Origin of the sequence: Spirulina major PCC 6313 (assembly GCF_001890765.1) — a bacterium.
Classification (GTDB): Bacteria; Cyanobacteriota; Cyanobacteriia; order Cyanobacteriales; family Spirulinaceae; genus Spirulina; species Spirulina major.
The window spans coordinates 4,483,997-4,497,687 of sequence record NZ_KV878783.1 but is presented as its reverse complement, the minus strand read 5'-3'; the positions used below and the strand labels follow the sequence as shown (position 1 = coordinate 4,497,687).

Here is a 13,691-nt window from a genome sequence, read left to right as displayed (position 1 = left end):
TTCTGTCACAATGGGCCATGAAAAAGGGACACACAATTGTGTCCCTGATGATTGGTTTAAATGATGCCCTTATTTGCTATCTTTTGAGTCTGTTTCCAGTCGTCCACTGCCTCGCTCCTTCATTTCGTTTGCTGTGTCTTTGTATTGATCACGACGGCCACTGCCGCGATCGCTACACTGATCACCACACGTTTCTGAGGGTTCAAAAACCAGTTGAGCATTCTGAGTTTCAAGATCAGAGACTTGAGCGAAACTATTCAGTCCGGCAAAGGGAACTGAAACAATGGTCAAAAGTACGACTACAATGTACTTGTACATAATTAACATCCGTGTCAGGTATCTATTTCCTGATACGGAGTTTCTTGTGACCATCAGGAAAAATAAATTCCCCTAATTTGTTTCAAATTATCCGGATGCGGACAACCGACAGATGCGGCGGGTTCTCCGCACTCAGCAGCAGGATTTTGGCGGCTCACCACTGCATGGCCTCCCAACGAAAACAAGGGGCCTAAGCCCCTTGCCTGTGTTTATGAATCGGTCACCCTTACGCCCGTTAACGCGGCACAATCACGAAATTCACCAGTTTGCCCGGCACGATAATCACCTTCTTGATCTCGTTGCCTTGGAGATAGCTCTGCACCTTGTCCGAGGCGCGGGCATAGGCTTCGAGTTCGGCTTTGCTCGCTCCGGCGGGGACTTGGATCAGATCCCGTTTTTTGCCCATCACCTGCACCACTAAGGGAATTTCGTCCACGGTTAAGGCATCGGGATCGGCTTCGGGCCAGGGTTGTTGATGGATTGAGCCGGATTGCCCCAACTGGTGCCAGAGTTCTTCGGCGAGGTGGGGGGCGAAGGGGGCGAGCAACGGCAAGAGGGTGTGAATCCCTTCGCGGTAGACGGGGGACGCAGTACAGGTGGCATCGTTGAGGGCGTTGCTCAGTTTCATCAACTCCGAAACGGCGGTATTAAATTGATAATCGCCGTCGAGGTCTTCGGAAATGGCGGCGATCGCGCCATGAATCGCCCGCCGTAACTCCTTCTCTACCTTGGTTAATTCGCCGCTACTCGCCTGGGTCGTCGTCCCGGCAAACTCCTGCACCAACCGCCACACCCGATTTAAAAAGCGGAATTGCCCCTCCACATCCGCATCATCCCATTCCAAATCCTTTTCCGGCGGCGCTTTAAAAAGAATGAACATCCGCGCCGTATCCGCCCCATATTTGCCCAAAACGGCTTTGGGGTCTACGCCGTTGTATTTCGATTTGGACATTTTTTCGTAAAAGACTTCCAACGGGTCGCCCGTGGTGGGATCTTTGGGATCATCAGGGTTGACGAGATCTGAAGGGATGTATTTGCTCGTTTTGGGGTTTTTGTAGGTGAGACCCTGTACCATGCCTTGGGTGAGGAGGCGTTTAAAGGGTTCATCGACGGTGATCAGGTTGCGATCGCGCAACACCTTCGTAAAAAAGCGCGAATACAACAGGTGTAAAATCGCGTGTTCAATTCCCCCCACATATTGATCCACCGCCATCCAATCATTGGCCGCCGCCGCACTAAACGCCGTCTCCGCATTCAACGCATCGGTATAGCGCAGAAAATACCACGACGAATCAATAAAGGTGTCCATCGTATCCGTTTCCCGCTGGGCCGGTTCGCCGCAACTGGGACAAGGCACATTCACCCAATCGCCAATCTTCGCCAAGGGCGACGGCCCACGCCCCGAAAATTCCACCTGTCGGGGCAGTTCCACGGGCAACTGATCCGCCGGAACCGGAACCGTCCCACAACTGGGGCAATGGATCACCGGAATCGGACAACCCCAATACCGTTGCCGCGAAATCAACCAATCCCGCAGCCGGTATTGAATCCGCGCTTTGCCGTAGCCCTGGGCCTCGGCGAAGGCGATCGCCTTGCCCTTGCCCTCAACGGACGGTGTACCGTCGAACGCGCCAGAATTCACCATAATCCCCGGCTCGGTATAGGCCGCCGTCAAGGGTTCGTCTTTATCGCCCCCGTCGGGAATAATCACGGTTTTAATCGGTAACTCATTCTGGGTCGCAAAGATAAAGTCCCGCGTATCGTGGGCGGGAACCCCCATCACGGCCCCTGTACCGTACTCATACAGCACATAATCCGCGATCCAGATCGGCACTGCCTCCCCGGTGAAGGGATTGACCACCATTCCCCCGGTGGGGATGCCGCGTTTGGGGCGGTCTTCGGCGGTGCGGTCTTGTTCGCTGGTGGTGGCCATGGCGGCGATGAAGGCGGCCACGGCAGCGGTGCGATCGCTCGTCGTCACCTGCTGCACTAACGGATGTTCCGGAGCCAACACCACATAGGTCACACCATAGACCGTATCGGGGCGCGTCGTGAACACCGCCACTTTTTCCTCACTGCCCACGATGGGAAATTCTAAATAGGCCCCGACGGACTTGCCGATCCAGTTTTCTTGCATCAGTTTGACGCGATCGGGCCAACCATCAAGCTGGTTTAAATCCTGTAACAGGGCTTCGGCATAGTCGGTAATTTTTAAAAACCACTGCCGCAACAGTTTCCGCTCCACCTTCGCCCCAGACCGCCAAGAATTGCCATCCGCGTCCACCTGCTCATTGGCGAGCACCGTTTGATCGATGGGGTCCCAATTCACCGCCGCCTCTTTTTGATAGGCCAAACCACTATCAAAAAATTGCAAAAAGAGCCATTGCGTCCAACGGTAATAGTCCGGCGCACAGGTGGCCACCTCGCGCTCCCAATCAATCGAGAGCCCCAACTCTTTCAACTGCTCGCGCATCTGGGCGATGTTCTGTAATGTCCAATCCGCCGGGGGAATGCCGCGATCGATCGCCGCATTTTCCGCCGGTAAGCCAAAGGCATCCCACCCCATCGGATGCAGCACGCGATACCCTTGCATCCGCTTCAAGCGGGCGATCACATCGGTAATGACATAGTTGCGCACATGGCCCATGTGCAGATTCCCGGAGGGGTAGGGAAACATAGACAGGGCGTAAAATTTCGGCTTGCTGGGGTCGGTTGATGTCTGGTCTAACCCCTGTTCAGCCCAATACTGTTGCCATTTTGATTCGATCGCATCGGCTTGATAGCGGGATTCCACGGTTACTGCTCCTACGGGATGGTGTCCTAACACTGTACTGGACTCTTATTTTATGCGGTTTGTGGGGCGATCTTGGCGGCTGGGCTAGAAAGGGGCGCGATCGCTTGGGGCGTTTGGCGATCGTAGGGAGTGTGATGATCGCGGGTTTCGTGGAGAAAGTTTAAAAACACAACGAGACCGCCACCAATGATCAAAATAGCGAAGATCGGCAGCGGTTTTTGAGGTTTGGGGGGTGAAAAATCCTTTTTAAAGTCGCAATTGAGACATTTAAAAACTTTCTCACTCTCCCGAATCATGGTGTATTTTTCGCACTTCGGACAGGAGGCGTGACCGCTACAGGTTGCACTCGACATGATTAACCCACCCCAGAAATACAGTGGACGTTCTATCTAGTCTTTCCAGAGCTAAGGGGGGATTTTATGAATGGGTGTGCCAGTTTTTACAAAGATTAATACTGTCTTGACGGATAGCGAATGCTGGGGGGGCTAATTTTGCTGCTCGGATTGGGTAGGAGTCATGAGTTTAAGGGGGCGATCGCCTCAACGAGGGCGGGGTTTTGGGGCCAGTGTTGTGGAGCGCGACATGACGTTAACCCTAGATCTTCCCCCTAAATTGTAGGGGCGAAAGATTTTTCGCCCCCACGCGGGGCTTGCCTCCCATTCAAAGCCTCTCTTCAATTTTGTTTAGAAGGGTGGGTATAACTGGTCGGTTTCCCATTGTTGGGGGTTGTTTTGGATATATTCTCGAATCTGGTGTAATTCAGGCTCACTACGGATAATGCGTTCCCAATAATTGCGTTGCCAAATTTGGTAAATAGAGGTGTTTTGTCGCATCCATTTAGTGACACCAATTTTAAAACCTCGAACAATGGAACCAATGGTTTTTGATGTGCCTTGGGGTTGGGGCGAAGATTGGGGCGAAAAATTTTTCGCCCCTACGGTGGGGGGGTTAACAATCCAAATAATGCCGTGAATGTGGTTAGGCATAATGATGAACTGGTCAAGTTGAACATGGGGAAAATGGGTAGGGATTTGTTGCCAACATTGTTGGGTGATTTGCCCAGCGGAGTTGAGGTGCATGATGTTGTTGGTGATTCTTCCAAAAAAGCATTCTCGGTTGTGGGTGCAAAGGGTAAGAAAGTATGCCCCCATCTGGCTATAGTCATAGCCCCGCAGCCGGATAGATTGGCGATGATGGATCTGTGGGTTATAGGGCATCAGCAGCGGGGATTTAGTCGTGGATCGCTGAGGTTATGGGGGCGAAAAATTTTTCGCCCCTACGGTTATTTAATCAAATTTTCCATTATTTAATCAAATTTTCCATTTCCCTTGTTGCTTGGCTCTGCTAAGTCATACCCGCTTGGAGGTTTTGCCTCCTTCCCTGTTAACCAGCAGCACCAAGAAAGCATTATCTTAAATTCAGTGCTAATTGGGATCATTACCAATTCCAACCTATTTTTTCAATTAAAAATTGTAGGGGCGAAAAATTTTTCGCCCCACGCCAACCCCGCCCCCCACTGTTTTCACTCACCCCATCAATTCGTGCTTATTGATTAATCTTCGGTGTGGTGACATCGAATGTTTAAAAAATCACTCCTAATCCACCCCTTGGCCCTGCTTTCAGAAAATTCAACGCGATACCATGTATAACCAGCACGATCAACAACATACTCTAATTCTGGAGGACTGTCTGTAATTAAGTAAACAAAGTCATTAACTAAACCATAACCGAGGTTTCGTGTCTGTGTTCCTGGGCCTGAGCGTAAGGTAATACGAGCATTGCGATCTACGAGCATTGCGATCGCTTGCGGTTAAGTGAGCAAAACAATGTGTACGATATTGTGCTTGTGCTGTTGTTAGAGCTAAACCTGTTGTAATGAGTCCGAGTGCCAAACTAATGAGAAGTTTTTTCATTTTAATCTCCTAAGAATTTCTTGAGTATGTAAATATCCAAATCTAACGGGGTAAAAAATTGTGTGTAAATTGCCGCCACCGATCAACTTTGCCACCTACAATATTCAGAGTTGGAATATTTACAACGTTATCAGCACGATAATAGGTGATTTCGGTTCGTTCTGGATTGCCTAAACCATAGGCGGTGACAATATCTTGAGCTAAACGACAAGTGATCGGAAATCGTCCCATATCGATTGAGCCATTACCCGCCGAATAATCCCAAGAATACCCATTAAATTCATATCCATCGCGCCGAGCTTCTTGGCAAGAGTAGTAGGTGATTTCAAACATTTTAGCAATGTGAACATCATAGCGCCGTAAACCACCTCCCGCGTCAACCGTTGTATTTCTATCAGGAACCTCAAGTCGTCCTCCCATCAGACCATCTACTGCGGCAACATTAACGAGAATCCAGCCAAAAGGAACAGCAGGTCTTGCAATTGCGATCGCAAAAATATTCAAGCCTACAACCGTCGAAAATAAAGCCAAGGCGGATTTCAAAAATAACCGTTTTTTCATGATTCCTCGTGATTTTTAGATTAAAACTGACTTAAATACTAATCCCAGGCACACTCAACATAGTGACTATTTACCCATCCTTCAATTCCATTCACTCGTGGATTAGGGCCACGAACTACGCGAATGTAATACCACATATCTTGATGATCAATAAACCGAACTAAATTATCATTATCTAGCCCCGCAATTGCTTCTCCATTGGGACGGCGGCGAACGGCTAACTGTCCTCGTTCAATGTTGACAACCAAACAATGAACCACTGGATTAGCTTGGGCAATGGTTTGAATGGGTTCTGTTTGTGTTTGAGCTTGGCTGACGGTTCCGCTAGTGGTTAAACTTAGCACAGCGATCGCGCTTGTCGTAAAGCCTAGAATATTTTTGATTTGTCTTTTCATGGTAAAGAGTTTCTGAAATAGGTGAAAGCATATTTGAACAAAATATGACCTCAAGGTGAATAACACTCTAGGATAGCTTTGATTGCATCTACAACCTTGACGACGGCTGCTATTTCAAGGAACCCTTTTAAAGGAATTATAATTTGTGTCATTGAAGCTCCGACTCCTAAGCTGGCAATAATTTTAGCAAGAACACCAGGTAAAGCCATTTTTGCAAAAAGCCCTCCAGTACCCAGAGTAATTGCACCTGGTGCAGCAGTAGCAATTAAGGTAAAAAGACCAGCAAGCAAACTAACAATCAAGATCAACTCAGCAGTGCCAATGGGTTTGCAAGCTAATGCTGATTCAGCAGTTGATTGACTCAGCAAGAAGATTGAATTAATCCAGAAAAATAGATTCATGAGTTTTAGAAGTAAAGGGTTAACTTTACTGAGGCTTGATTGCTCCAGCTTCGATACATTTCTTATGAGGCTGGATGCGTGGGTTAGATGTTGAACGACATTGCCAGCGACCATTATCAGTTAGTAACCAATAATAGCCATGACTTGGTGATCCTACTGCTTTGGTTGCCAGTGCAGGCTGGGCAATTGTCCAGATGAGGCAACAAGCGATGACAGAGAGAATGATTCGTTTAATAGTTTGCATGATTGAGTCCTTATTTAACAAAAAATCAGCTTTTCGGTAATTATATTTTAATCACTCTGAGATAGCCGTGATGTTACCTGTTTTACACCCTGACTGACTTTTTTGTAATCACGGTAAACTTCATACCCTGTTTTAACAACCTTCACCGTTGTTTTGGGATGTTGAATGATCGCTTTCCCAATTTGTGGAGCATGAGTCACAGTTTCTTTAATGACTCTTTTCTCAATTGCGTGAGTTAAATTTTTCTGTATCGGGCGATGTTGTGCTGCTGTTGAACTATCCTGAGTTAGCCCAGGAATACTGATCAACAAAATATTCATGGACAGCAAAACAGATGTTAAGCAAGAAATGATTTTGTGATATTTCATGTTATTTATAACCTAATCAAGATAAATTGTCCTTGAGCGATCGCGCCAAATCTTTGGAGATGGGCAACCGATCAATTTCTCGAAGCAAAGCCGATCGCGCCTCGGTTTTAGAGCGATGTTGATAGATATTTAGCAAAAACTGCTCAATGCCCACCTTTGTCAGGGCATCGGTGATTAAACCCGTCACCCCCAAGAGGGCAATTCCTCCCAATATCCCCCCCGGCCCCAGAAAAGCCAACGCCGCCGTAATCGCCGCCGCCCCGGCTAAACCCGTCGTTGCCATCGTCACCACTAGGATGATCCCCGGCAACCCCAACGCCGCCACCTTCCGCACCACCTCATCCATACCGCTAACCTCCAAAACACTGGATATTAACCCGACCCTAAATCCTCTTCCCAAAAGCCCTATCCACCAGCTTGAGCCGCAAGGTTGCGACTGTCAAGTCTGAAAAGGTCGGAAAAAGTCAATCCATTTCTGGATGAACAGTAGCCCGGTGGGAGTGGGGTTAGGGGTGAAGAATTGGGGCAAGAATGTGCGTCAGTTCTGGGAGGTTAGGCCTCGCGATGCCAGGTTGTGCCGGTGGGTGTATCGACTAAAACGATGCCTTGGGCTTTGAGGTGGTCACGAATGCGATCGCTCTCGGCAAAATTCTTCGCGTTTCGGGCCGCCGTCCGTTGGGCGATCCAGCCGTCAATCTCCCCATCACTCAACCCAGACACCTCGGCCGGTTCGCCATCGTTCAAGGTCGCATCCAACCCCAACACCCCCGCCAACTCTACCAAGGTTCGCCACTGGGCTTCAAGATCCCCCGTGTTGCTGGGCATTTCGCCCTCGTGAACGAGGATATTTTTCACCCGCCGTAACTCCTTCGCCAATTCAAATAAAACCGCTAATCCGTTGGGCGTGTTGATGTCTTGATCCATCACGGAGCGGAAGCGGCGGGTGTAGTCGGTCTCGCGGCGATCGGGTTGATGCCAGCCCAAGCGATCGCCATACTCCAGGCCAAACCGTAGCCCATCCTTGAGGGTGTGCCAGGCATTTTCCGCCGATGCGATCGCCTCCTCCGTGAAATCCAACGGCTTGCGATACTGCGCTTGAAGAACGAACAACCGCAACACCATCGGGTCAGGGTAACGTTCGAGAAAATTTTGAATCGTGACGAAATTTTGCAGGGATTTCGACATCTTATCGCCGCCAATTTTCACCATGCCGTTATGCAGCCAATAGTGGGCCAGCGGTTGCGAGGTAGCTCCTTCGGATTGAGCGATTTCGTTTTCGTGGTGGGGGAAAATCAAATCACTGCCCCCGGTGTGAATGTCGATGGTATCGCTCAAAATTGACTTCACCATCGCCGAGCATTCAATATGCCAACCAGGCCGCCCTGCTCCCCAGGGAGACTCCCAGGAGGGTTCGCCCGGTTTCGCGGCTTTCCAGAGGGCAAAGTCAAAGGGGTGGCGCTTTTTTCCGGGTTCATCGGTGCTGACGCGGCCCCCGGCCCCGGCTTGCAGATCGGCTAACTTACGGCCGGAGAGTTTGCCGTAGCTGGGGAAATGCTCAACGCTGTAGTAGACATCGCCCCCGGCAGCGTAGGCGAGACCGCGATCGATGAGGGTGGCGATCAGGTCGCAGATTTGGGGGATATGTTCGGTGACGCGGGGATAGGCATCGGCGCGGAGAATATTGAGGCGATCCATGTCTTGGAAATATTCGGCAATGTAGCGATCGCTCACCGCCTCCATCGTCACCCCATCCTGCTCGGCCCGCTGCAAAATCTTGTCATCAATATCCGTGAAGTTTTGCACATATCGCACCTGATAGCCTCGCCATTGCAGATATCGCCGCAACACATCCCAAACAATGTACGATCGCCCATGGCCCAAATGACAGGCATCGTACACCGTCACCCCACAACAATAGAAGGTGACAACGCCCGGCTCCAGGGGAGTAAACAGGGTTTCGCTGCGAGTTTGGGTATTGTAGAGTGTTAAGGTCATGGCGGTAGGGTCAAGGCAAAAGTAAATCTTATCCTATGGAGCGATCGCCCTCTCAATCCCTGTGCATTCTGAAGCGCGATCGCACATCACCAGCGCCGCAATTGAGCACAACGAACGCTAAAAAACTACCCATGTAGAAAAAAAAATTGTATTTCGCTGAAAAGTTTGGCATACTTCCGGTGTCTTGAGTCGTTATGTTGCGCTGACTTTTTACGATTCATAATTTCTCAAGCGTAATGATATTTCCCCAAAACCTAAAGCATGCCATTTTTCCCCTCTTAACCCTAGGTTCTTTAGGTATTCCTCAAGTTGCGATCGCTCAAAGCATCACCCCCGCGCCCGATGGCACTGGCAGCATCATCCACTACAACGGCAACACCTACACCATCGGCGGCGGCACTCAAGCCGGAGCGAACTTATTTCACTCGTTCCAACAATTTGGCTTACAACCCAGCGAAATCGCTGATTTCCTCAGTAATCCCGCCATTCAAAATGTCGTGGGTCGCGTTGTCGGCGGTGACCCCAGCGTCATCGAGGGACTCATTCGGCTATCCGGCGGCAACTCTAATTTATTCCTGATGAATCCCGCCGGCTGGGTCTTCACCAACGGGGCGAGTCTTGATGTTCCCAGCAGTTTCGGAGTCACCACCGCCAACCGGATCGGGTTTGGTGATGCCTTCTTTAACGCTGTGGGGGGCAACGACTACGCCACATTAATCGGCAACCCCAGCAGCCTCATCTTTGACAGCGCTCAACCCGGCGCAATCATCAACACCGCCGACCTCAGCGTCAATAACGGTAGCCTTTGGATGGTGGGCGGTTCTGTGATCAACACCGGAGCGATCGCCGCCCCCAATGGAACCATTACCCTCGCTGCCGTCCCCGGCCAAAGCCAAGTCACCCTCAAGCACGAGGGCATGGTGTTGAGTTTCTTGTTTGATGCTTTGGCCGTCGATGAGGTTCAACCCAATACCCCCCTAGGCATCCGCGCCGCAGACCTGCCCAGCTATCTCAACGGCAGCCACAGCCTCGGCACGGCGAACGAAGTCGTCCGCACTGAAAACGGTGAACTGTGGCTGGTGGGGTCTCAGATGCAGGTTGTGGATGGGGAGGTAGCGATCTCAAACTGGGTCACGGCGGAAAATGTCAATCTGATTGCAGCGGGTCGGGTGCAAGTTGCTAACCCGGCTTTAGTCGAAGGCGACACAACGGTTGTGCGTCTACCCGAAGCGGGAGGAACCAACACGTTAAGTGTGATTGACTCCCTCGCCGATAACCCGGAAGCGTTGCTCTATGGTGGCGCAGCAGGCACGATCGCTAAAATCATCGACCGCGACGAAAACGGCATTGAAGTGATCACCGCAGAACTCGCAGACATCGCCGCAGACGGTGGCAAACTCGACGCGGTGAGCATCACAGCCGAGGGGAACGAGGGGAATTTCTGGTTAGGGAATGCCTGGATTACGGATGAGTCGGTTGAGGACTACAGCGCTCAACTTGTGGCGTGGCGTGAGGCGTTGACCGATAGCGCGGATTTACTGCTCTACAGTTGCTTCACGGCATTGGGGGCGACGGGTGACGCGCTGATGACTTCCTTGGCGAGTTTGACGGGGGCGGATGTAGCGGCTTCGACGAATGCGACGGGGAGCGCAAACTATGGCGGTGATTGGGTCTTAGAAAGCAGCACGGGAAACATTGAAGTCCTCACACCGTTTAGTGATCTTACCCTCAGTGTTTGGGATGGGAAGTTGGCAACCCGAACAGTGACGAGTTCCGCAGATGATAATACGGCGGGAACCCTGCGGGTTGAGATTGGAGCGGCAACGGCTGGGGACTTGATTCTGTTTGATTCGGCGCGGACTGTCACCTTGGCAGCAGGAGCAGGATTTCAAACATTACATGGGCACAAGCCGACCTGACGATTGATGGCAATGGGTCAACGGTTCAGGGTAACAATACGTTCCAAATTTTTGAGAGTACGGCAAACACAGGAACCACGACGATTCAAAATCTGACGATTTCAGGGGGGAGTGCTGGTGGTTCTGGTGGTGGTTTGCTTGCGAGAAACGACATCACATTAACGAACAGTACAGTGAGTGGCAATAGTGCTGGTGGTCCTGGTGGTGGTTTGCGTGCGAACAACATCACATTAACGAACAGCACAGTGAGTAGCAATAGTGCTGGTAATAGTGGTGGTGGTTTGTATGCGAACGGCAATATCACATTAACGAACAGTACAGTGAGTGGCAATAGTGCTGGTAATAATGGTCCTGGCGGTGGTTTGTGGGCGAACGGCAATATCACATTAACGAACAGTACAGTGAGTGGCAATAGTGCTGGTGGTGACGGTGGTGGTTTGTATGCGGACGGCGGCACTACCACATTAACGAACAGTACAGTGAGTGGCAATAGTTCTAATAATCGGGGTGGTGGTTTGTATGCGGGCAACATCACCTTAACGAACAGTATCGTTGCCAACAACACCGACAACGGCACCGCACCGGATTTAAAAGCGTTCGGAACGATAACTGCCACTAACAGCCTGATTGAAGACTCCACCGGAGCAACAATTACCGGCAGCAACAACATCATCGGTGTTGACCCCCAACTTGGCCCCCTCGCCAATAATGGCGGCCCCACCCAAACCCATGCCCTCTTGGCCGGTAGCCCGGCCATTGATGCCGGGAATAATGGCCTAGTCCCCGGCATTCGCAACAGCGGGGATCAGCGGGGCTTCATTCCGGGGATTTTTAATGGCACAGTGGATATCGGAGCCTATGAATTTGGGGCGGTTGATCCAAATCCTCCTGTTGCTGCTGTTGCTGCTGTTGCTGCTGCTACTACTGCTGCTGCTGCGAACAGTACCACTATTGATGCCGATCTCTTTGATTCTCAAGAAGAAACCGAGAATCTCACCGATGAGTTTTTGAAGTCTAATAGTTGTCAAACTATCCCAGAAATCGAACTCGAAAAAGACGACGAAGAAGACGGGGAACAAATCGAAGAAGACCTCAATGCGACTGATGGGATCGACCTTGATGAAGACTGTCTGCCGATGAATGATAACGATGGGGACGGTGCGCAGTTTCTGCCCTTCAGCAGTTTTTAAATCTTGTCGCTCAACGTCATTGATGATTTTCAAAGTTAGGCGACTGGGCGATGAGAATTGTCCAGTCAGGGTTTTGGGGCAGACATTCGGTGTCCTCAACCCTCCTTACTTTTGGGTTGAAATTTCCTCTGATCCAATGGAACGATCGGCGATCGGTGCAAGGGAAAGGCGATCGCTCATAACAAACGCAGCTCTTGGTCAAAGCGAATTTTAAAATGGTATATCCTGACATTGTATTTTGCGGCAAAGTTTGGCATACTCCCAGTGTCTTGAGTCATTATGTCGCGCTGACTCTGTTACTTATTAACAATTCCTAAAGCGTGATGATATTCTCCCAAAACCCTGATTGACGGACAAAAGATTCAGTCAGGGGAGTAAGAAAAAGAGCAAAACTGGAATTCAAGGCGATAAGAGCGTTGCCGATGCTGAGGACGAGAAGCCATAGCCGGTTCAGGGTCAGAATTAGAAAAGAAAGCAACAAGCCGAATCAAGCGCCAGCCCTCAAGGAGAGCAGTACGAATCCACTCAAGACCGATACGAAAATAGCTATTGCCGCGAAACCAATGGGGGTCAACCCAGCGACGCTTGCCCGATTGGACAACCTCAAGACCCTGAGCTGAGACATAGAGAGTCGCCAGAGCCAGAATGAAGCAGAGACGGGAAAGAACACAAACTGAGCGAAGTTGGGAAGATTGGAGGTGCCAACCCCCCAGACTGTTCATCGAGAAACGCCTCCTCGATATCAAACCGGAGACCATACTCAGCAAAAGTCTGGAGGTGGGTCGGTTCATCACTGACAACCGCCCAAAACTCGCCATTGACATTGTTGCGACCGAAAATGACATGAACCGGACCATACCATTCCACCTTTGTGAAGTTTGACGTTGTGCCAGCAGAGGGCTTCACCGGGTTTGAGATGAAACGCTTTTGGTTGGTCTCCAGCCCTTGGCAGAGTGCCAAAGCCAGGTATTGCTTTTGATGCGGATGCGATAATGCCAGCCGAAGGTGCGCACCAGCGTCATAGTCTCCGTCTGCACAAAGCCACGGTCAGCCAGCAGCACCACCTTCACCCCTTGCGGTAGGAGTCGAGCGACATCTTGGAGCAGTTCTCGGTAGGTGTTGGCGGCAACCGAGGCACTGGGATGAGCCAACACACGCCAGCCTAGGGGTAAAGCACGACCGCGATGCACCACAGCCACCCGAATCAGACAATACTCATCCCAAAATAGTGAGGTGTCTAAGCTCAGGTACATCACCTCATCCTGCCAATCGGCTAAGGCGGCTTTGATGATGGGTTTGTAGAGTCGATGAATATTGATGCGGCTATTGCCCAGCCAGCGTCGGACTCGCCGCTGTTTACTTTGGGCAAACAATCCTCGACAGGGCAGATACGGCAGCCATTTCGTGAGGTTGACTGCTCCGGTTTGGATGACGGCGATGACCATCCAGATGCAGGTAGTCAGGTGGCTCAGATGCGCCCAGGGGATGTCTTGACCCAACCAGGTTTTCAGGGCATTGTAAATTTGGGAGTTTTTTTCACAGTTCTCCAGAGTTTTGTTGTGGTAACTCAATTCTAGAGGACTGACTCCCATT

15 protein-coding genes are annotated in these 13,691 nt (G+C 50.6%); 2 read left to right on the top strand and 13 right to left on the bottom strand.

Annotated elements, in window-relative coordinates:
- Positions 1-69: 69 nt before the first annotated feature.
- The 11 genes from SPI6313_RS23135 to cysS form a co-directional block, all read right to left on the bottom strand.
- Complete coding sequence (locus SPI6313_RS23135; protein ID WP_139276711.1) at positions 70-318, bottom strand: hypothetical protein; 249 nt, start codon at positions 316-318, stop codon at positions 70-72.
- 235 nt (positions 319-553) lie between these two features.
- Positions 554-3,112 carry a leucine--tRNA ligase gene (gene leuS / locus SPI6313_RS19970; protein ID WP_072622571.1) on the bottom strand — a complete coding sequence of 853 codons (2,559 nt, stop codon included), beginning with the start codon at positions 3,110-3,112 and terminating at the stop codon, positions 554-556.
- A gap of 50 nt (positions 3,113-3,162) precedes the next feature.
- Positions 3,163-3,465, bottom strand: a complete 303-nt coding sequence (locus SPI6313_RS19965) for a hypothetical protein (RefSeq protein WP_139276710.1) — start codon at positions 3,463-3,465, stop codon at positions 3,163-3,165.
- A 330-nt stretch (positions 3,466-3,795) separates the two neighbouring features.
- The gene (locus SPI6313_RS19960) at positions 3,796-4,329 is read right to left on the bottom strand and encodes a transposase (RefSeq protein ID WP_072622569.1); all 534 of its coding nucleotides are present in this window, start codon (positions 4,327-4,329) and stop codon (positions 3,796-3,798) included.
- 738 nt (positions 4,330-5,067) lie between these two features.
- Positions 5,068-5,586, bottom strand: coding sequence for a hypothetical protein (locus SPI6313_RS19950; RefSeq protein WP_217650688.1), 519 nt, complete (start codon positions 5,584-5,586; stop codon positions 5,068-5,070).
- Positions 5,587-5,624: 38 nt separating this feature from the next.
- On the bottom strand, positions 5,625-5,981 hold the full coding sequence (locus SPI6313_RS19945) for an SH3 domain-containing protein (RefSeq protein WP_072622568.1): 357 nt from the start codon (positions 5,979-5,981) through the stop codon (positions 5,625-5,627).
- A gap of 50 nt (positions 5,982-6,031) precedes the next feature.
- Positions 6,032-6,382 (bottom strand): hypothetical protein, encoded by a 351-nt coding sequence (locus SPI6313_RS19940; RefSeq protein WP_139276708.1) that lies wholly within the window; start codon positions 6,380-6,382, stop codon positions 6,032-6,034.
- 25 nt (positions 6,383-6,407) lie between these two features.
- Positions 6,408-6,626, bottom strand: a complete 219-nt coding sequence (locus SPI6313_RS23130) for a hypothetical protein (protein ID WP_139276707.1) — start codon at positions 6,624-6,626, stop codon at positions 6,408-6,410.
- A gap of 47 nt (positions 6,627-6,673) precedes the next feature.
- The gene (locus SPI6313_RS19935) at positions 6,674-6,946 is read right to left on the bottom strand and encodes a hypothetical protein (RefSeq protein ID WP_217650687.1); all 273 of its coding nucleotides are present in this window, start codon (positions 6,944-6,946) and stop codon (positions 6,674-6,676) included.
- Between the two features lie 64 nt (positions 6,947-7,010).
- Positions 7,011-7,340, bottom strand: coding sequence for a hypothetical protein (locus SPI6313_RS19930; RefSeq protein WP_072622565.1), 330 nt, complete (start codon positions 7,338-7,340; stop codon positions 7,011-7,013).
- Between the two features lie 206 nt (positions 7,341-7,546).
- Positions 7,547-8,989, bottom strand: a complete 1,443-nt coding sequence (gene cysS, locus SPI6313_RS19925) for a cysteine--tRNA ligase (protein WP_072622564.1) — start codon at positions 8,987-8,989, stop codon at positions 7,547-7,549.
- Between the two features lie 236 nt (positions 8,990-9,225).
- On the opposite strand from cysS, the gene SPI6313_RS19920 reads away from it, so the two are divergent.
- Together SPI6313_RS19920 and SPI6313_RS19915 are read left to right on the top strand one after the other, a co-directional pair.
- Complete coding sequence (locus SPI6313_RS19920) at positions 9,226-10,908, top strand: DUF4347 domain-containing protein (RefSeq protein ID WP_072622563.1); 1,683 nt, start codon at positions 9,226-9,228, stop codon at positions 10,906-10,908.
- A gap of 209 nt (positions 10,909-11,117) precedes the next feature.
- Positions 11,118-12,098: a choice-of-anchor Q domain-containing protein gene (locus SPI6313_RS19915; RefSeq protein WP_072622562.1), complete on the top strand. Its 981-nt coding sequence runs from the start codon at positions 11,118-11,120 to the stop codon at positions 12,096-12,098.
- A 362-nt stretch (positions 12,099-12,460) separates the two neighbouring features.
- Here SPI6313_RS19915 and SPI6313_RS24140 read toward each other — a convergent pair whose 3' ends face one another.
- Together SPI6313_RS24140 and SPI6313_RS24135 are read right to left on the bottom strand one after the other, a co-directional pair.
- Positions 12,461-12,820 (bottom strand): hypothetical protein, encoded by a 360-nt coding sequence (locus tag SPI6313_RS24140; protein WP_217650686.1) that lies wholly within the window; start codon positions 12,818-12,820, stop codon positions 12,461-12,463.
- A gap of 180 nt (positions 12,821-13,000) precedes the next feature.
- Positions 13,001-13,690 carry a transposase gene (locus tag SPI6313_RS24135; protein ID WP_217650684.1) on the bottom strand — a complete coding sequence of 230 codons (690 nt, stop codon included), beginning with the start codon at positions 13,688-13,690 and terminating at the stop codon, positions 13,001-13,003.
- Position 13,691: the final 1 nt, after the last annotated feature.